This is a genomic window from Leisingera sp. ANG49, assembly GCF_059694505.1.
The window spans coordinates 21,320-44,302 of sequence record NZ_JCATZN010000006.1 but is presented as its reverse complement, the minus strand read 5'-3'; the positions used below and the strand labels follow the sequence as shown (position 1 = coordinate 44,302).

Here is a 22,983-nt window from a genome sequence, read left to right as displayed (position 1 = left end):
CATGCAGACTAAGATACTGATCAACGGCGAACTGGTTGCCGGTGACGGAGCGGCGCTGCAGGTCACCGATCCGGCCACCGGGACTGAGATCACCCAAGTGCGTGAAGCCAGCCCGGAACAGGTGGAGGCCGCGGTGCGGTCCTCCGAGGAGGCCTTCGATAGCTTTTCGCGCAGCACCCCGGTGGAACGGTCGGCTCTGCTGCTGGCGATTGCGGACTGCCTGGAGGCACATCAGGATGAGCTGGCCGCGCTTGAAAGCCTGAATGCCGGTAAGCCCTGGCCCTCTGCCCGCGACGACGAGATGCCGCTGACCATCGACACGTTCCGCTTCTTCGCCGGCGCGGCGCGCACCATGACCGGTTCCGCCGCGGGGGAATATGTGGCAGGCCACACCAGCATGATCCGCCGCGATCCAGTAGGACCGGTGGCCGCCATTGCGCCCTGGAACTACCCGCTGATGATGGCGGCCTGGAAACTGGCGGCGCCGATCGCGGCGGGCTGCACCGTGGTCCTGAAACCCTCGGAACTGACGCCGCTGTCCACCCTGCGCATGGCGGAGCTGCTGAACGGGATCCTGCCGAAGGGCGTGCTGAACGTGATCCACGGCACCGGGCCGGGTGTCGGCGATCAGCTGATCAACAGCCCGCAGATGGAGGCCATCACCGTGACCGGCAGCCCCGCCACCGGCATGGCGGCGATGCGTGCGGCCGGCAATCAGATCCGCCATGTGCATCTGGAGCTGGGCGGCAAGGCGCCGGTGATCGTGTTTGACGATGCCGATATCAAGGCGGTTGTCGAAACCATCCGCTACGGCAGTTTCTTCAATGCCGGCCAGGACTGCGCCCAGCCCTGCCGGGTGCTGGCGCAGGAGGGTGTCTACGACAAGCTGGTCGCGGCGATAGCGGCGCAGGTCAGCCGGATCCGCACCGGCGCGCAAAAGGCCGAGGGCACGGAAATGGGACCGGTTATCTCAGCCGGTCAGCGCGACCGTGTGGCCGGGTTTGTCGACCGCGCCCGCGCGGCTTGCGAGGTTGTGGCCGGCGGCACGGCAGAGGAAGGCGCAGGCTTTTTCTACCGCCCCACTGTGCTGGCCAATGTCAGCAACGATGCCGAGGTTGCAACCAGCGAGGTCTTCGGCCCCGTCGTTTCCATCTCCCGCTTCAGCGAGGCCGAAGATGCCCTGCGCATTGCCAACAGCGGGCGCTACGGGCTGGCCTCGTCGGTCTGGACCGCCAACGTCGGGCGCGCGATGGAAATGACCAGCCGCCTGCGCTATGGCTTTACCTGGGTCAACACCCACGGCATCGCCACACCGGAGATGCCCTGGGCGGCGATGAAAGGCTCCGGCACCGGCTGCGACATGAGCGTCTATGCGCTCGATGCGTATACCTCGGTCCGGCATGTGATGGTGGCGCACTGATGCGGCTTGCAGGGAAAAGGGCACTGGTCACCGGCGGCCGTCAGGGGATCGGCCGCGGCATTGCCGACGCGTTCCTGACTGAGGGCGCAACTGTCATCACCTGCGGCCGCGGCGGCCGGCCCGAGGGGCTGCCGGATGCCGTTGCCTGGCACAGCGTCGATGTCGCGGATGTTCAGCAGGTGGCAGAGCTGGCACAGGCTGCCGGAACCATAGACGTTCTGGTCAACAACGCGGGTGTCCAGGTCGAGAAAACCGTCGTGGACAGCACCGACGCCGACTGGGAGCTGGTCATGGGCGTGAACTGCCGGGGCGTGTTCAACATGTGCCGGGCGTTCATTCCGGTCCTGTCCAAGAGCGCGTCGATCATCAACATCGGCTCCATCTCAGGCAACTCCGCGGATCCTTCCATGGCGCTTTACAACGCGTCCAAGGCCTTTGTGCACGGGCTGACGCGCTCCATCGCAGTGGACCATGGCCCCGATGTCCGCTGCAATGCGATCTGCCCTGGCTGGATCGAAACCGGCATGCTGGAGGCAGGATTTGAGCTCGCGGATGATCCGCAGGCCGCGCGCCGGGACGCGCTGGCCCGCCATGCGGCGCGCCGGTTCGGCCAGCCTGCCGATATTGCCGCCATGGCGGTCTGGCTGGCCTCGGACGAGGCCGGTTTCGCCACCGGGCAGCTGTTCACCATTGACGGCGGCATGACCGCTGCGTCACCAATCAACACCGGGTTGTTCTGATCGAAACGGGGCTGTTCTGATGGCAGATATCACACATACTGCGGTGCTGGGCGCCGGCACTATCGGCGCCAGCTGGACCGCGCTGTTCCTGGCCTCCGGCCGGTCGGTTGCGGTCTACGACCCTGCCGAAGGCGCACAGGACACGGTGCGCGCCTATATTGACCAGGCCTGGCAGACCATGAGCGCGCTGGGGCTGACCGCACGGGGCAACCCGGACCGCGTCACCTTCGTGCGCTCGGCGCGGGAGGCTGTTGAAGGCGCTGGTTTCATTCAGGAAAACGTGCCTGAACGGCTGCCGGTCAAACATGCCCTCTTTGCGGAAATCGAACCCGGTATTGCACCTGGTGCCATCGTGGCAAGCTCGGCCTCCGGGCTGACGCTGGGCCAGATGCAGGCCGGGTGGGAAAACCCCGGCCGTTTCATTCTGGGCCACCCCTTCAATCCTCCGCACCTGATCCCCCTGGTCGAGGTGATGGGAAACGGTCTGACCGATCCGGACGCGGTGCCGGCGGCGGAGCAATTCTACAAGGACATCGGCAAAGTCACGATCCGGGTGAACAAGGATGTCCCCGGCCATGTTGCCAACCGGCTTCAAGCCGCCGTTTGGCGCGAGGCGATCCACCTGGTGCTGTCCGGCGTGGCCAGCGTTGGCGATGTCGACAAGGCGATGTTCGCGGGTCCCGGGCTGCGATGGGCGGTGATGGGGCCGACAACTCTTTTCAGCCTGGGGGCCGGATCGGGCGGGCTGGCGGCTTTCTGCGAGCATTTCTCTGATACCTTCAACGGCTGGTGGGATGATCTGGGGTCGCCGGAACTCACCCCTGAAGTCTCCGAAATCCTTGCAAACGGCCTTGCCGAAGCGACGGGCGATATGTCTGTCGAAGACCTGGCAGCCCAGCGCGACGCGAAAATCGTGAAGCTGCAAAGCGCCCTGGCAGACATGGAAAAGGGACGGTAAGATCAGAATAATGCAGGATTTGGGGGCGTGGGGAAGAATTGCAAGATAGTCGCTAATCGGCATCTTAAATCTGACGTCCTGCACTGAGTGGCAACGGCCGTTTTGGGCAAGCAGTACGGTCGCAATTGCAAATTTGTTAGACGGCTGCAAAAGGGCGCCTTCGCAAGCAGCGCTAACGGCAAGGTTTCAATCGCCTTGGAGCATTCCAAGCCATCGGGCCCGTGGCTCTCTCAGCAGGTGTACTAGCGAGTTCCGGTAGCGCTTAATGCTACGGGCCCGGAAACCGCCTAAGTGAATTTATGTCAAGAATTGCCAGGTACACGATGTTGACCAATTTCCTGTGTGAGGTCCGACCGGCCAAGCAAACCCAATTTGAACGGCGGCTCGAAACTCCGCCGGGGCAAGTCCCCGGTCGGTTTTCCAAGTTCATCGACGCGCCCGGCGTGGTCCGCAAGGTTTAGCTGTTCTCGATGCCGCTTAGCCGTAACCGATGGCTCAGGGGCCGCTTGGCTGCCGACTAGGACCTGCAGCCTGTCCTACGCTGTCATGTTGCAGCATCCTCCGCCATGGGTGGTGCTGTTGAAGAAATCCTCTATGACTGGAAGAGACTGGAAAAAAACGGCGGTGATCGGCGAGGATGCGCCGGAGTTGTCACCTAATATGGATCACTTTTGGCTCTGCTGACAGGCGGGCGGTCCGCAGCCATTAGGATCCGCGCTTGGAAACCTTCCAGCACAATGCGGATCTTCTCCTTAGCCGAAAGGTGCTTGCGCGTCTTGCGGCGAATGTCTTTAACGACCCGATCAGCCGTCGGTTTGTCCCCGGTTTCAGCTTTCCGTCTCATTTTCACTCCTTGACGGTTCAGATGAGCCAGAAACCTTCCATTATGCAAATCCCTCAATCAGAGTCCCACAGGTGCTGATGTCAGACACGTTGTAGTGCCGTAAGAAGACCGGGAAATAGCCCTGTCCCACCTTGCAGGCAACGTTACCGAGAACCAACACGGCGGGAGGACCTTCGATGTGCAAAAGCTCCCGCTGCATGGCAGAAGAAAACCCGGCCATTCAGACCAGGCACAGTGGTGTTTCAAAGGCCAAGGCTGGGCCGCGCAGATGAAGCAGCCCTCCTCCGACAGGGGTCTAATGCCTGCAATCCGACTGTTCGGTTTCGTGTATCAGGGAAGATACCGGCTGCCGGAGGTTCGCCAGACCGTTCCCGGCAAGCCGGTTCGGCCGGGCCAAATCAGTCCGGCCGAAGGTCAGTGGTGTCCAATGCCGGCCCGGCCGCTTTGGTCCGTCAGCCACTTCAGCACAACCTGCGTTTCGCGGCGCGTCCGGCTGCCATGGCGGTCTTCTAGGTAATAGCCATGGGTCGGGGCGATCTGCTCATCAAAGAGCCGGACGACCCGGTGGTCTGCCAGATCCTGGTCAATCAGCGGCAGCCATCCGACAATGACCCCCTGGCCTTCGGCCGCACCCCGTAAAAGCACATTGGCGTCTTCAAATACCGGACCGCGCAGAGAACCGGGAACCCGCACGTTCATCGCCGTGAACCAGTCCAGCCATCCCCAGTGGTTTCTCTGGTGCAACAGAGGCAGCTGCAACAGGTCTCCGGGCGATTTCACAGGGCCGAACCGGGTGAGGAACTCTTTTGACGCAATAGCCACCGGGCTGAGTTCAAGCAGTTTGACAGCCCCTTCGGGCATCTCCGACATGCGCTCCCAGCGGATCACGATATCGACGTTTTCCCTATTCAGCGTGCCGGGCTGATAAGACGGCACCACTTCCAGCTCGATTTCGGGATGCTTCTCCCAGAGGTCGCTGATCCGCGGCATCAGCCAGCGGGCAGTGAAGATCGGTCCGGTGGCAACGCGCACGGTCTTGCGGGACGTGCGTCTCAGGGCGCGGACGGCATCTTCCAGCATGCCGAAGGCCTGAACCGCCGTTTCAGCCAGCCGCTGCCCGTCTTCCGTCAGCACCACCTCGCGCCCGGAACGTTTGAACAGCTTGGTGCCAAGCTGCTCCTCGAGGCCGCGGATATGGTGGCTGATTGCGGTGGGGGTCACGGACAGATGCTCAGCCGCAGCGCGGAAGCTGCCCGTTCTGGCGGCGGCTTCGAAGGCGCGTAATGCGGAGAGAGACGGCAGCATGCTGTTTCCTTAGATGAGCAAAACTCATTATTTGCTGAGCAAAGACCATTTGTAAACGAGGGTTTTTGGCATCACCGTCTGAGAGAAATTAGCTGGACTCATGATATGGCGGTATCCGGAAATCGAAGGCGCGGGCGCAAGGAGCGGCTTAATGCGGCCAGCGAGGCCGGCAGCGTCAGGCCGGTGTGGCCCGGGGTCGAAGGCGGACGGCTGAGACCGCTTGCGCCTGAGGAGGTTGCGCTGGTGGAGGAGACGGCACTGTCGCTTCTGGAAACGCTGGGGCTGAGCCAGGCCGTACCGTCCATGATCGACAAGGTCTGCACCGCTGGCGGACAGCTGACCGAACACTGCAGGCTGCTGTTCCCGCGTGCCTTGGTGCGATGGGCCGTGGAGGGCGCGCAGAGAGGTTTCACGCTGTGCGGCCAGCAGCCGGAACACGATTTGCAGATCTCCGGCGCCCGGGTCCACATGTCGACCGGCGGCGCGGCACCGGGGGTGTTCGACCTCGACACCGGGGCCTACCGCGACTCGACGCTGGCGGACCTGTATGACGCGGCGCGGATAGTCAACCGGATGGAGAATATCCACCACTTCAGCCGCTCGGTGGTGGCCCGCGACATCGAGGACAACGCGGTGATGGATCTGAACACCGCCTATGCCTGCCTGATGGGCACCTCCAAGCATGTTTCGATCTCGATCAGCGCGCCGGAGAACGTGGGGCCAATCGCGGATCTTTGCTACCAGATCGCCGGCGGCGAGGCCGCATTCCGGGCGCGGCCCTTCCTGACGGTGATGGTCTGCCATGTGGTGCCGCCGATGCGCTTTGCCGAGGAGGCCTGCGAGGTGCTGGAGGCCGCGATCAGGGCAGGGTTCCCGGTGCAGCTGATCAGCGCAGGCCAGGCCGGGGCGACCAGCCCCGCCACAATTGCCGGGTCGCTGGTGCAGGCGGTTGCCGAAACCCTGGCCGGGCTGGTCTTTGCCAGGCTGGTCGATCCGGGGGCCAAGGCGATCTTTGCCCCCAAGCCGCTGGTGGCCGATCTGCGCACCGGGTCGATGTGCGGCGGCGGCGGCGAGCAGGCGATCCTGATGGCGGGCGCGGCGCAGATGGGGCGGCATTTCGGCCTGCCGGTTTCCTCCATCGCGGGGATCACCGATTCCAAATGCCTGGATGCGCAGTACGGCGCCGAGAAATCGCTGGCCGTGGCGATGGCCGCCCACGCGGGATCCAACATCGTCACCCAGGCAGCCGGAATGCAGGCAAGCCTGCTGGGGGTCAGCCATGCGGCCTATGTCAGCGACAATGATCTGCTGGGCAACATTCTGCGCACGATCCGCGGGGTCGAGGCCACGCCGGAAAACATTGCCGCTGATGTGATCGCCCAGGTGTGCCGCGGCGAAGGCCACTATCTGGGCGAGCAGCACACTTTTGAGCGGATGAAATCAGACTACTTCTATCCGCATATCGGCGACCGGCGCAGCCCGCGCGAATGGCAGGAGGATGGCGCCCGGCCGGTGGGCGACACGGCGCGGGACACAGCCCGCGGGATTCTGGGTGCGCATTTCCCGCAGCATGTCAGCGATGAGACCGACCGCGCGCTGCGCGCGGCATTCGATATCCGGCTCACCCGCGAACAGATCGGCAGGCCCGCATGAACACCATTGAACTCAGCACCCGAGCCCGTGCGGCGCTGCCGGGCGGGGTCAGCCACGAGCTGCGCTACCGCGCGCCGCACCCCATCTATGTCGAACGCGCTGCCGGCGCCGAGAAATGGGATGCCGAAGGGCGCCGCTATATCGATTTCAAGATGGGGTCGGCCAGCCAGATGCTGGGCCACGGCCACCCCGCCATTGTAGCAGCGCTGCAGAAGCAGGCGGAGCGCACAGTATTCAGTGCCGATTGCCACGAGAGCGAGATTGAATGGGCGGAATGGGTCAACCGGCTGTTTCCCTGCGCGGAACGCACCCGCTTCACCGCTTCGGGCAGCGAGGCGACCATGCTGGCGATGCGGCTGGGCCGGGCCTGGTCCGGCAAGGACAAGGTGCTGCGGGTCGACGGCCATTACCACGGCTGGCACGATCATGCGCTCAAAGGTGCCAAGGCGGGCAGTCTGCAGGCCGCGTCGCTGGGAGTTCCCGACGCGGTGACGGGCCTGGTCGAGGTCTGCGCCGCCGATCTGCAGGCGATGCAAGCGGCCCTGCAGGACAGCAGCATCGGCACGGTGATTATTGAGGCCTCCGGGGCAAATTACGGTTCGGTGCCGCTGTCCGTGGAAACTTTGCGCGCTTTGCAGGACGCGGCCCGTGCCGCGGGCGTGGTGCTGATCTTTGACGAAATTATCACCGGCCTGCGATGGTCGCCCGGGGGACGGCAGGCGCGCGATGGCATCGTGCCGGACCTGACCACACTGGCGAAGGTTGTGACCGGCGGCCTGCCGGGCGGGGCCGTTTGCGGGCGGGCGGAGATCATGGAGCTGATGAACAACGTCGCCGCGCGGGACGGGCTGTCGCCGCCGGTCAGCCACAAGGGAACTTTCAACGGCTCCCCACTGATTGCCGCCGCGGCCTGCGCGGCGATGCCGCTGCTGGCCACCGGGGAGGCGCAGGCACAGGCCGATGCCATGGCAGAGCACCTGCGCGGTGGCCTTAATGCGCTGATGGCACAGCATGGCATCACGGGGTGCGCCTATGGCGAAAGCTCAACTTGCCATCTGCTGTTCGGCGCAACAGACCCGGCGGGGTTGAGCCCGGCTGAAATCCGCAGCGTGCCGCCTGCCTTGGTGGCTGGCCTGCGCGGCGGCCTGCTGGCGCGCGGCGTGGATTTGATGAGCCATACATCCTGCGTGACCTCTGCGGCGCATTCACCGGAGCTGATCGGCGAGGCGCTGGACGCCTTCGATGCGGTGTTTGCCGCGCTTATCCAGGACGGAGTGCTGCAATGACCCTGCCTTCCCGCGCCCGCACCGTCATCATCGGCGGCGGCGTCATCGGCTGTTCCATCGCCTATCACCTGGCACGCGAGGGCCGGAAGGACATCGTGGTGCTGGAGCGTTCCAAACTGACCAGCGGCACCACTTGGCACGCGGCAGGGCTGGTGCGCCGGCTGCGGCCTTCGGCGACGCTGACCAAGCTGATCAATTACTCGATCGACCTTTATGGCGAGCTGGAGGTCGAAACCGGTCAGGCCACCGGCTGGACCCAGACCGGTTCGCTGACTTTGGCTACCAACCCGGACCGGCTTACCAATATCAAGCGGCAGGTCTCGCTGGGCCGCGCATTCGGGCTGGAGGCCGAGGTGGTGGATGCCGCCCGTGCCAAGGAGCTGTGGCCGCTGATTGAAACGGACGACGTGATCGGCGCTGTCTGGTCGCCAGCGGACGGGCGGGTGAACCCTTCGGACGTGGCGCTGGCGCTGTCCAAGGGCGCGCGCGCACGGGGGGTGCAGATCTTTGAGGATACTGCTGTTACGGGCCTGCAGAAGACGGGCGGGCGGATCTCCGGCGTCGCGGTGGGTGAGCATCTGGTCGAGGCGGAGGAGGTGGTGGTCGCCTGCGGTCTCTGGTCCCGCGAGGTGGCCGCGATGGCTGGCGCGCATATGCCGCTCTATGCCTGCGAGCATTTCTACATCCTGACCAAGCCGCTGGAAGAGGTGCAGGCCCTGGGCAAAGGCGCGCATCTGCCGACGCTCAATGATCAGGATGCCTTCCTATATGCCCGTGACGATGTGGAGGGCCTTCTGGTCGGCTGTTTTGAGCCGCACGCCAAAGGGCTGCCGCTGGACCGGCTGCCCAGGGATTTCTCCTTCGACCTCTTGGACGAGGACTGGGACCATTTCATGCCGATGATGGAAAACGCCCTGCGCCGCATCCCGGCACTGGAGAAGGCCGAGGTGCGGATGCTGCTCAATGGCCCCGAAAGCTTCACCCTCGACAGCCAGTTCATGCTGGGCGAAAGCCCCGAGGTGCCGGGATTGTTCCTGATGGGCGGCATGAATTCCACCGGCATCGCGCTGGCGGGCGGTGCCGGGCGCGCGATGGCGGAATGGATCATCGCGGGCGAGCCGACGATGGAGCTGAACGAAGCCGACATCCGCCGCTTCAGCCCGGAGATGAACGTGCTGGGCGCATTGGAGGCCCGCATCCCCGAGGTGCTGGGCCGCCATTATGACAACCCCTTCCCGGGCCGTTCGATGGAGACCGCCCGCGGCCAGCGCCGCTCCCCAATCCACGCGGGTCTGGTTGCCGCCGGTGCAAGGTTTGAAAGCCGCGGCGGCTGGGAGCGGGCGGTGCATTTCGGCGGCGAGGCCGCGCATCTGCCGCTGACCTTTGGTGTGCCTGCCTGGCGGGAAAAGGTGGGGCGCGAGGTGGACGCCTGCCGCAACGGGGCCGCCATCCTGGACCAGAGCGCCTTTGGCAAGATCATGGTTCAGGGGCCGGATGCCTGCGCCTTCCTCAACCATCTGTGCGCCGCACAGATGGATATTGCCGAGGGCCGCATTGCCTACAGCCAGATCCTGAACCGCAAGGGCGGTATCGAAAGCGACATCACCGTGCAGCGGCACGGGCCGGAGACCTACCTGATGATCGTGGGCGCGGGCGAGGTTGTGCGCGATCTGAAACGGATGCGCGAAACCAAAGGCGCGTTCCGCGTGGAGTTCACCGACGTGACCAGCGGCTATGCGGTCCTCGGCCTGGCCGGAGCTAAAGCCCGTGAGGTGCTGCACGCCACTTCAAACGCGCCGGTGCCGGACCTGAAACGCTTCCAGTTTGGCCCGGTTGAGATCGGCCTGGCGCGCGGCTGGGCCGGGCGGCTGAGCTTCACCGGTGAGGAGGGCTATGAGCTCTATATCCCTGCCGACATGGCGATGGCGGCCTATGAGGCGCTGGTGGCAGCAGGGGCGAGTCACGCCGGGCTTTATGCCAGCGGCTCGCTGCGGATCGAAAGCGGTTTCCGTGCCTTTGGCCACGAACTGGGCCCCGGCACCACGCCGCAGGAGGCCGGGCTGGGGGCATTCTGCGCTTTTGGCACCGGGTTTGTGGGGGAAGATGCGCTGAGGGCCCACATCCCGGAACGCCGGATCGTCTCGATGCTGTTCGACGACCCGGAGGCGGTCCCGATCCATGATGAGCCGGTTTACTACGGCGGCCAAGTTGCGGGCCAGATCACCTCCGCGGCCTGGAGCTACCGCTATGGCCGCTCGGTTGCGCTGGCGATGATTGATGCGCCGCTGGATCAGCTTGCCAGCGGCACAGTTGTTTCCGGTTTCGAAGTCGAAATCGCCTGCACCCGCTACGCCGCCAAGGCATCGCTGAAACCCGCCAAAGAGGCCTTTGCCCATGACTGACACCATACGCACCACACAGGTTGCCATTATCGGCGGCGGAATCATGGGCGTGGCTGCCCAGTTTCAGCTGGCCGAGAACGGCTGGACCGACACGATCCTGTTTGAAAAGGCCGAGCTGACTTCAGGCTCCACCTGGCACGCGGCGGGGCAGATTGCCCACGCGGTCGGCAGCCGGCTGATGGGCTGGATCAACAAGACCTCGATCGAGACCTACAAGAGGGTTGAGAAGGAGACCGGCCAGAGCATCGGCTGGCATGAAGTCGGCGGTTTCCGCATTGCCACAACCGACGATGAGGTCGACTGGATGAAGTCGATCATGGGCGTCGGCAAGCTGCTGGACCTGCCGATGGAGCTGGTCGGTCCGGAGGAGGTCGCCCGCGTGAACCCGTTCTACAAGGTGGACGGCGTCAAAGCGGCGGTGCGCACCTATGAGGACGGGCATATCGACCCGTCTTCGGTGACCATGGCGTTGGCCGCCGCCACCCGCGCGCGCGGTGCGAAGATCGAGCGGCGCAACCAGGTGCTGGGCGCCTCCCGCAAGGGGGGTATGTGGCTGTTGCGCACGGAAAAAGGCGATGTGCTGGCCGAGCATGTGGTGATCGCCGCGGGCTCCTATGCCAATCAGGTGGGCGAATGGTTCGGGCTCAAAATCCCGTCTGTCAGCTGCCTGCACCATTATCTGGTGACAGATACCGTGCCGGAGTTTCTGGACCGGCCGGAGCTGCCGGTGATGCGCGACAACGCCTATGGCGGCTATATCCGGCAGGAGCAGAAATCGGGCCTCATCGGCATCTACGAGGGCCACACCTGCCCCACCGTCTGGGAGATGCCGCAGGGCGCGCCCTGGGCGGCGGAGAATGAGCTGTTTGAGGCGGATTACGACTCCATCGGCAATTTCCTGATGGTGGCGTTTGAGAAGATGCCGGTGCTGGCTGAGCTGGGCATCAAGCGCGTGGTGCGCGGCGCAATCACCCATACGCCGGATGGCGGCATGCTGGTGGGCCCCTCGGGTGCGCCGAATGTCTGGCTGTCCTGCGGCTCCTCCATCGGGCTTGCCTGGGGCGGCGGCGCGGGCAAGGTGCTGGCCGACTGGATGGTGCATGGCGAGACCCCGATAAACACCCGCGGTCTCGATCCGCGCCGTTATGGCAATTTCTCGACCGATCATTTCATTGTTGAGCGCACCAAGGATGAGTTCATGCGCCGCCATGACACCCCGTGCCCCGGCAAGCAGTTTGAGAGCCTGCGCCCTCTGAACCGCCATGTGCTCTATGACCGGCTGGCCGCCAAGGGCGCGGTCTTCGGCGAGGTCGCCGGCTGGGAGCGGCCGCGTTACTTTGGCGAGGTTGGCGAGACTGAGCAGATCGGCTGGGGCCACCAGCCGTGGCATGCCAACGCGATGGCGGAGGCCAAGGCAACACGGGAAGCAGCCGGCGTCATCGACCTCTGCGCCTTTGCCCAGTTTGAGATCACAGGCAGGGACGCAGGCGCACTGCTGGACAGGCTCTCGGCCAACAAGATCCCGGCCAAGGACGGGCGGATGAGCCTCAACCACCTGCTGACGGAGAGAGGCCGGTTCGAGACAGAGATCACCATCTGGCGCATCGCGGAGGACCGCTATTTCACCGGCTCGCCCATCGCCCGCTGCAATCCTGATTTCGACTGGATCAAATCGCACATCCGCGATGGCGAAGACGTGCGGATGATCAACCGCACCCACGACTGGGGCATGCTGGCGCTCTCCGGCCCGGCCTCGCGCCGGATCCTGGCGGAGCTGACGGATGCGGATCTCTCGAACCAGGCGTTCCCCTGGCTTTCGGGGCAGGAGATCACCGTGGCGGGGATTCCTTGCTATGCGCTGCGGGTCTCTTTCGTGGGCGAACTGGGTTGGGAGCTGCACGCGCCGCTGGATCAAATCGGGGAACTCTACGACGCGCTTTTTGTTGCCGGAGAGAAGCACGGTTTGGCCGACCTGGGCTCCTATGCCTTCAACGGGATGCGGATGGAGAAAGCTTACCGTGCCTCCGGCGAGCTGACCACCGACGCGGGGCCGCTGGACGTGGGGCTGGAGCGGTTTGTGGCGGCAGAAGGCCGGGATTTCCAGGGCAAGGAGGCCTTGCTGGCGCGTGATCCGGGCTGGGAGCTGTTCTACGCGGAACTGCATTCCGACGGGATCGACATCCACGGCGGCGAGCCGGTGCTGCTGGAGGGAAAGCCCGTCGGCCTCACCACCTCCGGCGGCTACGGCTACACGGTTGGCAAATCTCTAGGCTGGCTGTTTGTCCGAAAGGGCACGCCGCGTGAAGGGCTGACCGTGCAGATCCTGAACCAGCAATTCACTGTGACCATCCATGATGAAGCAATTTTTGACCCGCAGAACCTGCGGCCCCGATCCGAGGATTGAGACCATGACCACGATCAACAGCAAGATCACCGGAGGCGAGGCCGTCTACCGCGTATTGAAAGCCAATGGCATCGGCACCGTATTCGGCCTGCTGGGCGGGTCGATGCTGGAGCTTTATGACGCGATGTATCAGGGCGGCGAAATCGCCTATGTCGGTGCCCGGGACGAGCGTGCGGCGGGCCATATGGCCGATGCCTGGGCAAGGATGACCGGCAAGCCCGGTGTGGTGCTGGGGGCGCAGGCCGGGCCGGGGGTGGTCAACATCGTGACCGCGGTGGCGGAGGCGCAACTGGCCTATTCGCCGCTGGTGGTGATTGCAGGCGCCATCACCCGCGCCGACCAGGCCAAGGACACTTTTCAAGAGGTCGACCAGGTGGCCCTGTTTGCGCCGATCTCCAAACGCTCGGTCATGGTCACCGATCCGTCGCGCCTGGCGCCGATGCTGGAGGACGCGATCCGGCTGGCCAATTCGGGCCGCCGCGGGCCGGTGGTGCTGCATGTGCCGCGCGACCTGTTTGCTGCCGGCGTGCCGGCCATTGATCCCAAGCCAGTTAACATCGCCCGCCCGGGGCCTGCGGCGCCGGAAGACATCAACGCCATCGCGGCCATGCTCTCCACGGCAAAACGCCCGGTGATCTTTGCGGGCGGCGGGTTCAAATGGGGCAGGGGGCGCGAGGCGCTGACTGCACTGGCCGAAACGCTGAAGGTGCCGGTGGTCGCCTCGACCGGCCATGCCGACGTGATGCGCCATGGCCATCCGTGGTTTGCAGGCCAGGCGGGGCCGCGGGGCAACCGGGTGGCCAGCCGCCTGACCAAGGAAGCCGACGTGATGGTGGTGCTGGGCGCGCGGCTGGGCTTCAACTCCACCTTTCACAGCAACGACTATGTCGGCGCGGAGACCCGCATCGCCCATGTGGACATCGACGGCTCTGCCGTGGGCCGCTACTTCCCGGCGGAGATTGCGGTGCAGGCCGATGCCCGGCTGACGGCGGAGGCACTGGCCGCAGCGGCCTCCAAACCTGCTGCGGACGAATGGCGGGCAGCCTTCAAGGCAGATATGGAAAGCCTTGCTGCCGAGCGCGCGGAAGAAGCGCAGATCGCGACATTGCCGATGCACCCGCGCCGGGCGCTGGGTGAGATCCGCACCGTATTGCCAAAGAACGCTATCGTCACGCTCGACACTGGCAACACCTGCCTGCAGGCCGCCGACCGGCTGGCGCATTACGAGCCGATGAGCCTGATCACGCCGCTGGACTTCGGGTTGGTCGGCTTTGGCCTGGCTGCGGCCATCGGCGCCAAGGCTGCCAGCCCGGAGCGCCCAGTGGTGGCGGTGATGGGTGACGGCGCCGTGGGTTACACGATGATCGAGATACAGACCGCCATTCAGCACCGGCTGCCGGTTGTGATCGTGGTGCTGGATAACCAGGCGTGGGGAGCAGAGAAGGCTTATCAGCAGGAATTCTATGGCGGGCGTCTGCTGGGCGCGGAGATCACCTCGCCGCGCTATGACAAATTCGCGGAACTGTGCGGCGGCAGGGGCATCTGGGTGGATGGTCCCGGCGAAATAGGCCTGGCGCTGGAGGCGGCGATTGCCTGTGCGGAGACCACCATCATCCAGGCCAGGATCGACCCCGGTGCGCTGATGACGCTGCGCAAGGACCTGTTCACAGCGCCGGCAAAGGAGTGAGCGCCATGCAAACCTGGGACACGATCATCATCGGGGCCGGCAATGCCGCCTTCTGCGCCGCCCACGCAGCGCGGGAAAAGGGGGCAAGCGTGCTGATGCTGGAATGCGCGCCCAAGGCGGAAAACGGCGGCAACTCGCGCTATACCGCGGGCGCCATCCGCTTTGCCTATGACGGGGTCGAGGACATCCGCGCGCTGTGCCCGGACCTTTCGGAAGAGCAGATCGCCATCACCGATTTCGGCACCTACACGCAGGAGCAGTTCTTTGACGACATGTTCCGCGTCACACGTTTCCGCACCGATCCGGCCTTGTGCGAACGGCTGGTGACCACCTCGCGCGAGACCATGCACTGGATGCGCGGCAAGGGCATCCGTTTCATGCCGATCTACGGGCGGCAGGCGTTCAAGGTCGATGGGCGGTTCAAGTTCTGGGGCGGGCTGACGCTGGAGGCCTGGGGCGGCGGTCCCGGCCTGGTGGATGCCCACACCGAAATCGCCCGGGCCAGCGGCGTGGAAATCCGCTATGAAACCCGCGCACTGGAGCTTCTGACTGATGGCCATGCTGTGACCGGAGTGAAGGTCCGCCACAGGGGCGAACTCCAGGACCTGCGGGCAAGGTCCGTGGTGATTGCCTCGGGCGGCTTCCAGGCCAGCCCGGAAATGCGCACCCGCTACCTCGGCCCCGGCTGGGAGATGGCCCGGGTGCGCGGTTCCCGCTTCAACACCGGTGAGGGAATCAAGATGGCGATGGCGGCCGGCGCCTCCACCTATGGCAACTGGTCGGGTTGCCACGCGGTCGGCTGGGACTACAACGCACCGGAGTTCGGCGACCTGGATGTGGGCGACGGCTTCCAGAAGCATTCCTACCCCTGGGGGGTGATGGTCAACGCAACGGGGCGCCGTTTTGTCGACGAGGGCGCGGATTTCCGCAATTACACCTATGCCAAATACGGCCGGGTGATCCTGAACCAGCCGGATCAGTTCGCCTGGCAGGTCTTTGATGCCAAGGTCACCCACCTCTTGCGCGACGAATACCGCATCAAGCGGGTGACCAAGGTGACCGCCCCGACGCTGGAGGAGCTTGCCCAGAAGCTGGAAGGCGTGGACCCGCAGGGTTTTCTCGATGAAATCCGTGCCTACAATGCCGCGGTGGACACCGGCACGCCGTTTGACCCGAACGTCAAGGACGGCCGCGGAACGCGGGGGCTGGCGGTGCCGAAATCCAACTGGGCCAACACCATCGGCGACGGCCCGTTCGAAGCCTACCAGGTGGGCTGCGGCATCACCTTCACCTTCGGCGGGCTCAGGATCGATCCGGACAGCGCGCAGGTCCTGGACAACGACCTCGCGCCGATCCCCGGCCTGTTCGCTGCAGGCGAGCTGGTCGGCGGCATCTTCTATTTCAACTACCCGGGCGGAACAGGCCTGATCAGCGGATCGGTTTTCGGCCGGTTGGCCGGGGAGCATGTCTTGGGCGGATAGAGAGAGTTAGGTCCTTCCGGGACTGTCCTAACAGCCCCATGGGATACGACGTGTTTCCCATGGCATACCTGGGCGCCGGACTTGAAGAGGCGCTGAGCGCTGCCGGGAAGATTGAAACTCATCAAGGGGGGACGGTTTCGGCCGTTCGGTTTCTAAGACCGGTCATGCCACGATTTCCAGCCAAATCCGGTACCGAGCCTGTCTTTGCCCCCTAAACCTGGGCCACTACTTTTGCCGAGGAAGGGGGATAGAAGATGGCTCGGAAACGGTATTCGGACGAGGACATCCTGAAGCTTTTGCGTGAGATTGAACTGAAGCTGGCGGATGGCAGCGACGTACGCAGTGCTTGCCGCGGTGTCGGTGTCAGCGATGCGACCTACTACACTTGGCGGCGCCGGTTCGGTGGCATGGGCAGGTCTCAGCTGTCGGAGCTGCGCAGCCTGGAGAAAGAGAATGCCCGGCTGAAGAAGATTGTGGCAGAGCTTGAGCTGGACAAGCTGATCCTCAAGGAAAGCCTGAGTTACCTTAAGCCGAAGGCCTGACGACAAGCCAGCTTCGTCAGGCTGTCACTCACACGCGCCAGAAGCTCGCCACATCGGAGCGTCGGACCTGTCAGGCCGTCGGCCTTGCGCGCAGTTCCATGCAGTATCAGCCGGTGAAAAGAAACGATGACGGTCTGCGGCTTGCCATGATCCGTCTGGCCAAGAACTATGGCCGCTATGGCTACCGCAAGATAGCTGAGCTGCTGCGGATCGAGGGCTGGTGGGTGAACCACAAGAAGGTTGAACGCCTCTGGCGCGAAGAAGGGCTGCAGCTTCCGCGGCGGCACAAGAGGAAGAGGCGCCTCTACCACAAAGACAGTTCAATCATCCGGCTCCGGCCGAAGCATCCTAATCACGTCTGGAGCGTGGACTTTGTTCACGACAAGCTCAGCAATGGCCGAAGCTACAAAATGCTGACGGTTCTGGACGAATACACCCGCCAGGCGCTCGCGGTGGCAGTCCGAACCCGGATGCGTTCCGAAGACGTTCTGGAGGTGCTCTACAGCCTGTTTCTTCGCCACGGGAAGCCTGAGTTCATCCGCAGCGACAACGGCCCGGAGTTCGCGTCTCAGGCGACCCAGAGCTGGCTCGAGAAAGTTGGCGTGAACCCGATCCGGATTTATCCGGGATCACCTTGGGAGAACGGGTACAACGAGCGGTTCAATGGCACTCTCCGCCACGAGGTTCTCAATGCGGAATGGTTCACAACAACCAAACAGGCCCAGGTCGTCATCAATTGCTGGCTCAGACAATACAATCAAACCCTCCCGCATCAGGCACTTAACATGCGCCCGCCAGCCCCCGAGACTCTACTTCGAATTGGCACATAGAAATGGGGCTGGACACAAGACTATCCTCGAGTTGGATTTCAAGAAGGGCAAGGAGATCCGCAGCAAGGAGGATCTGGTGGAACTATCGGGATACCCAGAGTGCGAGCGCGAGATCATGCAGCTGATGCGCGGCGAAGCCAAGCAGGAAGAAGACGCCTAGCAATTCAGGTTCCGCCGGCGGGACCGATAGATTTTCAAAGGGTTTCAATATGCAGGACTATCAAATCTTTGACCTCGGAGACTTCCCGCTGCTGTCAGGCGAGGTGTTGAAAGGCGCAAAACTTGCCTATCAGACCTACGGAAGCCTTTCGCCGGCGCGTGACAACGTCATCGTTCTGCCCACTTTCTACACCGGCACCAATTCCGGTAACGAAGGCTTCTTCGGCCCGGGGCGTGCCATCGACCCGGCGCGGCATTTCATCGTCAGCCCCAACTTGTTCGGAAACGGCCGCTCCTCCTCACCTTCCAATGCGCCTGTCCCGCAGGACGGCCCGCGCTTCCCGCTGGTGCAGATGTGGGACAACGTCGCCGCCCAGCACCGGCTGATCCACGACCACCTGGGCATCGGACAGATTGCCCTGGTCGCAGGCTGGTCAATGGCCGGCTGCCAGTCCTACCAATGGGCGACGCAATATCCGGATATGGTGCAAGCGATCCTGCCCTTCTGCGCTTCTGCGAAGACTTCGCCGCACAACTTCGTCTTCCTCGAAGGCGTCAAAGCTGCCCTTTGCGCCGACCAGAGCTGGAACGGCGGCAATTATTCGAGCCCGCCCGAGGCCGGGCTCAAGGCTTTTGGCACGGTCTATGCCGGCTGGGCCTTCTCGCAGACTTTCTACCGAGAGGGGCTCTACCGCCAGCTGGGGTTCGAGACCATAGAGGACCTGCTGCAGGACTGGGAACAGGACCACGTGCTGGGCTGGGACGCCAACAATCTGCTGGCCAAACTCGCCACCTGGCAGGCCGGCGACATCTCAGCAGGGCCGCTCTACAACGGCGATTTCCAGGCTGCACTTGGCGGCATCAAGGCCCGCTCCATCCTGATGCCCTGCACCCAGGATCTCTACTTCCTGCCCGAAGACAACGAGATCGAAGCCCGCCATATGCTAAACGCCGTCTTCCGCCCCTATGACTCTCCCTGGGGCCATTGCGCTGCCAACCCAGGCAATGATGCAGGATTTACCGCCCAATTGGATGCAAACATCCGGGAGTTACTTGGAGAGTAGTGCTTCGTGAGAATTTGGAGTGTAAAGGCTTTCCCCATCTTTCTTGTGATTGGGAACCGCAATCTGAGAGAGCCAAGGCAGGTAACTGCCAGGCTTATGGTGCTCTTTCTTCTCTGCATTCTGGTCCGGGGCTGCTGTGGCCGCAGGATATGCCGTCCGCCCCGGCCGGGCTGGTGCGCCCCAACGGCCGGGTGGTGCTGTGCACGGTGATGCCCGCAGCTTTCACCCTGCTCAAGACCGTTGGCGCTGCCTACCTCGTTTATTGGGGGAGTCTGGGCTGGGGAGCGGTCTCGTGCGCCTGCAATACCGTGGCAAGGTAGAGATGGCGGCAATGGGCTCAAACCAGCCGATCTCCCCGCTGCGGCTGCCATGTGAGCGTCCTTCAGGCCCTAGTGGCGAAGCCGGCCCAATGTGGTCATTGATCAGCGTTCCCACGCTGCAGTTCAGCTTCCCCAGAACAGCTATTCGCGGTGGCGCAGCAACTTCAATCCGGGAATGCGCGGAGCTACGATTTGAATGGTAATCAGGTGTTCAACTGTTTGAAAGAACCGAGATTTGCAGCGTCTGACGGCACCGAGTCTAATGCGCGTGCATCTCCCGATAGAGCGAAGGGGAAATTCCGAGTCGGTTTTCGAAAGCTGTCCGGAAGCCCGCTTCGGATCGAAAGCCAACCGCGTATGCAACAGTTTTCACCGGTGCGCCGGCTTGAAGGAGTGCCTTGGCGCGTTCGATCCGTGCGAGTTCAAGAAACCGGCCAGGCGTCTGGCCCATATGCGCCCGAAACTGCCGAACGAAGGTTCTCTCACTCATTCCAGCCTGGCCCGCCAAATCGCCGACCCGCAGCGGGCGGTTCAAATTGCTCAAGACCCAATCGACCAGGTCGGAGAACCTGCCCGCTGACGCTATTTGTGCCGACAAGACATCGCTGAACTGGTTCTGATTTCCAGGCCTATGGGCGTAGACGACGAGCATTTTGGCCACCCGTGCCTTGATGTCGGGACCGTGGTCTTCTTCGACCATTGCCAGAGCCATGTCGATTCCGCTGGTCACGCCTGCAGAAGTCCAGAGGTTGCCGTCATTGACGTATATTGATCCGCTGTCGACTTCTGCGTCCTTATACAGGTCCGCAAGCATATCCACAGCCATCCAATGGGTCGCCACACGCTTCTTCCCGACAATCCCTGCGCTTCCAAGAAGGAATGCACCCGTACACACCGACCCAACTCGCGCGGCGTTCTCCGAAGCCTTGCGCAGCCAGCTCATGAGAACTTCATTTCCGCAGGCAGCTGCAATCACATCCTCGACACCGCCGACGGCGAGAACCGTGTCATGCATTGCCGGCGTCACGGCAGCACAGCTAGCCGTGTTCACTTCAAAGCCGGACCAGGAACGGACGAGCCCGCCATTGGCCGACACAGCGACAGCCTCGTACACATCTTTTTCAAGCAGGCCGTTGACGGCCGTAAACACACTGCCTGGTCCCGACATGTCGAGCATCTCGAACTTCGGAAAGACAAGGAATATCACGCGGCGGCTCTGCATTGGCAGAATTTTGTCGGCCTTTGTCGTAGCTGCCAACCCTCAATCTTTCTAGCACGGGTTCCATACCGGCCAACTGGCCGTTTCTCACAAGGAACTACCGCAATGGAACTTTTACATCCGCCGCTCAAATATCTTCTTTCTACTGCCTACCTGTATGGCGCGTGGGTGCATGTGGCCAATATGACGGGTATGAACGGGTTCAGTTGGTCGGCGGCACCGCTGAAGTGGCAAAGCCTGGACGTTTCCTATCTGATCCTCGACTTGGCCGTAGTGGCAGGCATCTTCTTGTTTCCTAGGGTCGGTCTCGCCGCATTCGCAATTGCCGCTGTTAGCCAGATCATCCTCTACAGCGTGTTCCGCACGTGGGTACTTGACGTCCCGGCCGAATTCTTGCCCTCGCCAGAGCAGGCCGGATACCTCAATCAACTTGTCGCGTTTCACATTGTAACACTTTTCTTGGTCTCCGGAAGCATCACGCTTCGCGGCATAAGGGGGAGCCTGCTCTCATGAACAAGTTGTCTCACCTCCTGAGATCCCCTCAGGTCGTCTTCCTCGCCTTGGTGGCATTTGTAGCTCTGCTTTTTGTTCCCGACCTGCCGACACGCCATCTCGATGATCCCAGTCACTGGGGTGTGCTGGGATTTCTCGGCGTCGCTGGCATCGTCGCTGTTCAAAAGTCATGGGATCTGGAGAGCCCGTTGTTGCGGGGGCTTTTCACGCTTTTCCTGGCTGGCCTGCCCGTAATCTACGTCGCCAACTGGCTTCGCTGGGGAGGCTCGGCCGAGGCCCTATGGCTCGAACTCCTTGGGCTCGTCTTCTGGATGGGGCTCGCGGTCTTATCCCGCTGGCGCACAGACATCATCTGGATAGGCGTTGGAATGCATGCGGTTTGGGACGCGCTCCACTTTGGAAATACCGAGTATGTCCCGGACTGGTACATCATCGCTTGCATCGCAGCGGACCTAGGACTTGCCGGGTTCCTGCTCTCCGTAGCTGCCCCCAAAGGAAGCCGGCAACCGGAGCATAAACGACCCATGCAATAGCCGCCGGTCAGTCGCGGTAAGCGACCGGACGAAGGCGCTCCGGTCGCATTACTCTTTGTGTGTCATCGAGCCGACGGCCCAATTCAGACATTCATCACTGCCCCAACCGCCGCGATGCAGCTTCCCCAGAGCGGCCATTCGCAATCAGATGCAGCATTTCGGGAACAAACTGACTGTTGCAGCTTACAAACGGTTGGAACGTGACGAGGCGGAAGCGATGTGAGCAACCATAATTGATATCCGTCCTGCGGTTTCCACAGAACCCTGCCTTGGCTGACTAAACCATTTCCATCGCCGCTCGGTGATAGCATGATGTCGTGTTTTCAGGCTGAAAACCCGATCAGCTCCCGGTGCCGCTTCTCAATACCCCAGCAGGACTTCAGCTGGGCAATGCAGATGCGGGCAAGCTGCAGTAGCTTGGAGTATTGCATCTTGGCCTTCTTTGAGATCTTCAGCAGCTCGGCGTCCCTGACCTTAGTAAAGCTGCGTTCAAAGACCTCTTTGGTGTCGTTGAGCACCATGAACTGCGCCTCATAGGCGACATAGGCCTTGTCTGTTTTTGAAAGCACTTTGAGCGCCACCTGTGCAAATTCGCGGACCTCGGCGTTCTCGTGCCCGTGGCAGTCGCTGAAAATCTCCTGCATCCGCTCCTTCACAGCCTTCAGCCTCTGAATGTTCCGGTTGAAGACCTTGCGGTAATCGGGAACCGGCCAGACGACCCGACCGCGCTTGCTGATCGCGCTCTTGGTCTCGGATTCGATGCGGCCGATCTCGATGATGTGGCCATAGAAAATCGCGGACTGCTTGCTGAACTGATCCATCTTCTTCTTGGCCTGTGCGATCAGGGCCTGGCGTTTTCTGATCTCGGTCGCGGGCAGCTGGTCAAAGCGGTGCTCTAGGAATTCCGCATCGCACAGCGGATCGACCACCCCGGCATAGACCGTGTCCAGCCGCTCGCCCGCCGCCAGCATTTCGTCGTGCAGCACGCGGATGGAATAGGCCTTGTGCCGGGACGCCAGCAAGATGCCGGCCTTCACGGTCTTGCGGGCCTTCATGTAATGCTTGTCGACCTCGCGGCGTTCCGGCAGCAGGTCCGGCAGCGGCCATTTCACTGCCTTGCGGCCCAGACCCAGCGCGGCCAGCGTATCGATGCCGGCAATGCCGCTGGCCTTCAAGCGGGCCTTCTTCTGGAATGCCTTGACCGCGGCCTCGGTCTTGCTGCCGAATTTACCATCGGCTTTAAGCACGGGTTTGGCGCCTGCGGTATTCAAGGCGCGCTGCAGCGCCTTGACCTGGGATCCCTTGGATCCGTTCTTCAGCGTGCTCATGGCCGGAACTCCCAGTAAACATCCCGTCCGCGGCGCAGCTGGCCTCTGAAATCGTGCCGCTCGAGCCCGACGTCCTTCAGCAGCCGGGCATCAAGCTGTTCAAGATGCGCAATGTCCCTGCGCAGCTTCCATTTTCGGTTCATCCAATTGCGCAGACGAGTCCAAAAGCCAGGCTGCGGCGGTGTCCCAGCACCTGAAATTCCTCCGGGAAAGCTGCCCGGATGCCGCAGGAAATCGGATTGCGTGTAAGTGGTCTGGTAGAGCTTCATATCTCATCTCCCTTGAAGGCCGGACC

17 protein-coding genes and 1 pseudogene are annotated in these 22,983 nt (G+C 63.0%); 14 read left to right on the top strand and 4 right to left on the bottom strand.

What is annotated here, in order from left to right:
- Nucleotide 1: 1 nt before the first annotated feature.
- Genes AC58NV_RS18565 through AC58NV_RS18555 form a run of 3 tightly spaced genes read left to right on the top strand, consistent with a single transcriptional unit; the run spans nucleotide 2 to nucleotide 3,118 of the window.
- Nucleotides 2-1,420, top strand: coding sequence for a gamma-aminobutyraldehyde dehydrogenase (locus AC58NV_RS18565; protein ID WP_497228441.1), 1,419 nt, complete (start codon nucleotides 2-4; stop codon nucleotides 1,418-1,420).
- Nucleotides 1,420-2,160, top strand: coding sequence for an SDR family NAD(P)-dependent oxidoreductase (locus tag AC58NV_RS18560; RefSeq protein WP_497228440.1), 741 nt, complete (start codon nucleotides 1,420-1,422; stop codon nucleotides 2,158-2,160). Before AC58NV_RS18565 ends, AC58NV_RS18560 begins: the two co-directional genes overlap by 1 nt.
- 19 nt (nucleotides 2,161-2,179) lie before the next feature.
- A complete protein-coding gene (locus tag AC58NV_RS18555) occupies nucleotides 2,180-3,118 on the top strand; it encodes a 3-hydroxyacyl-CoA dehydrogenase NAD-binding domain-containing protein (protein ID WP_497228439.1) in 939 nt (312 codons plus the stop codon).
- A gap of 1,258 nt (nucleotides 3,119-4,376) precedes the next feature.
- Here the strand turns inward: AC58NV_RS18555 and AC58NV_RS18550 are convergent.
- A complete protein-coding gene (locus AC58NV_RS18550; protein WP_497228438.1) occupies nucleotides 4,377-5,267 on the bottom strand; it encodes a LysR family transcriptional regulator in 891 nt (296 codons plus the stop codon).
- Between the two features lie 105 nt (nucleotides 5,268-5,372).
- Here AC58NV_RS18550 and AC58NV_RS18545 point away from each other — a divergent pair, with 105 nt between their 5' ends.
- From AC58NV_RS18545 to AC58NV_RS18505, 9 genes and pseudogenes are all read left to right on the top strand, one after another.
- Complete coding sequence (locus AC58NV_RS18545) at nucleotides 5,373-6,920, top strand: trimethylamine methyltransferase family protein (protein WP_497228437.1); 1,548 nt, start codon at nucleotides 5,373-5,375, stop codon at nucleotides 6,918-6,920.
- Nucleotides 6,917-8,206 carry an aspartate aminotransferase family protein gene (locus tag AC58NV_RS18540; RefSeq protein WP_497228436.1) on the top strand — a complete coding sequence of 430 codons (1,290 nt, stop codon included), beginning with the start codon at nucleotides 6,917-6,919 and terminating at the stop codon, nucleotides 8,204-8,206. The genes AC58NV_RS18545 and AC58NV_RS18540 overlap by 4 nt, the downstream gene beginning before the upstream one ends.
- A complete protein-coding gene (locus AC58NV_RS18535; RefSeq protein WP_497228435.1) occupies nucleotides 8,203-10,608 on the top strand; it encodes a GcvT family protein in 2,406 nt (801 codons plus the stop codon). The genes AC58NV_RS18540 and AC58NV_RS18535 overlap by 4 nt, the downstream gene beginning before the upstream one ends.
- A complete protein-coding gene (locus AC58NV_RS18530) occupies nucleotides 10,601-13,012 on the top strand; it encodes an FAD-dependent oxidoreductase (RefSeq protein ID WP_497228434.1) in 2,412 nt (803 codons plus the stop codon). Before AC58NV_RS18535 ends, AC58NV_RS18530 begins: the two co-directional genes overlap by 8 nt.
- A 4-nt stretch (nucleotides 13,013-13,016) precedes the next feature.
- Nucleotides 13,017-14,699, top strand: a complete 1,683-nt coding sequence (locus AC58NV_RS18525; protein ID WP_497228433.1) for a thiamine pyrophosphate-binding protein — start codon at nucleotides 13,017-13,019, stop codon at nucleotides 14,697-14,699.
- Between the two features lie 5 nt (nucleotides 14,700-14,704).
- Nucleotides 14,705-16,180 (top strand): FAD-dependent tricarballylate dehydrogenase TcuA, encoded by a 1,476-nt coding sequence (tcuA, locus tag AC58NV_RS18520; protein WP_497228432.1) that lies wholly within the window; start codon nucleotides 14,705-14,707, stop codon nucleotides 16,178-16,180.
- 254 nt (nucleotides 16,181-16,434) lie between these two features.
- Nucleotides 16,435-17,552 (top strand): annotated as a pseudogene (locus AC58NV_RS18515) (IS3 family transposase).
- Nucleotides 17,553-17,583: 31 nt separating this feature from the next.
- Entirely contained in the window at nucleotides 17,584-17,712 is a 129-nt protein-coding gene (locus AC58NV_RS18510; protein WP_497228431.1) for a hypothetical protein, read from the top strand.
- Nucleotides 17,713-17,761: 49 nt separating this feature from the next.
- Nucleotides 17,762-18,775, top strand: a complete 1,014-nt coding sequence (locus AC58NV_RS18505; protein ID WP_497228430.1) for an alpha/beta fold hydrolase — start codon at nucleotides 17,762-17,764, stop codon at nucleotides 18,773-18,775.
- Nucleotides 18,776-19,354: 579 nt separating this feature from the next.
- Here AC58NV_RS18505 and AC58NV_RS18500 read toward each other — a convergent pair.
- Complete coding sequence (locus AC58NV_RS18500; RefSeq protein WP_497228429.1) at nucleotides 19,355-20,353, bottom strand: GlxA family transcriptional regulator; 999 nt, start codon at nucleotides 20,351-20,353, stop codon at nucleotides 19,355-19,357.
- A 66-nt stretch (nucleotides 20,354-20,419) separates the two neighbouring features.
- Here AC58NV_RS18500 and AC58NV_RS18495 point away from each other — a divergent pair, with 66 nt between their 5' ends.
- Entirely contained in the window at nucleotides 20,420-20,827 is a 408-nt protein-coding gene (locus tag AC58NV_RS18495) for a hypothetical protein (protein WP_497228428.1), read from the top strand.
- Nucleotides 20,824-21,360, top strand: coding sequence for a hypothetical protein (locus AC58NV_RS18490; protein ID WP_497228427.1), 537 nt, complete (start codon nucleotides 20,824-20,826; stop codon nucleotides 21,358-21,360). The genes AC58NV_RS18495 and AC58NV_RS18490 overlap by 4 nt, the downstream gene beginning before the upstream one ends.
- 323 nt (nucleotides 21,361-21,683) lie before the next feature.
- On the opposite strand, the gene AC58NV_RS18485 is transcribed toward AC58NV_RS18490, so the two are convergent.
- Both AC58NV_RS18485 and AC58NV_RS18480 read right to left on the bottom strand, forming a co-directional pair.
- Complete coding sequence (locus tag AC58NV_RS18485) at nucleotides 21,684-22,688, bottom strand: peptidoglycan-binding domain-containing protein (protein WP_497228426.1); 1,005 nt, start codon at nucleotides 22,686-22,688, stop codon at nucleotides 21,684-21,686.
- Nucleotides 22,685-22,957: a DUF1127 domain-containing protein gene (locus tag AC58NV_RS18480; RefSeq protein WP_497228425.1), complete on the bottom strand. Its 273-nt coding sequence runs from the start codon at nucleotides 22,955-22,957 to the stop codon at nucleotides 22,685-22,687. The genes AC58NV_RS18485 and AC58NV_RS18480 overlap by 4 nt, the downstream gene beginning before the upstream one ends.
- Between the last annotated feature and the right edge of the window lie 26 nt (nucleotides 22,958-22,983).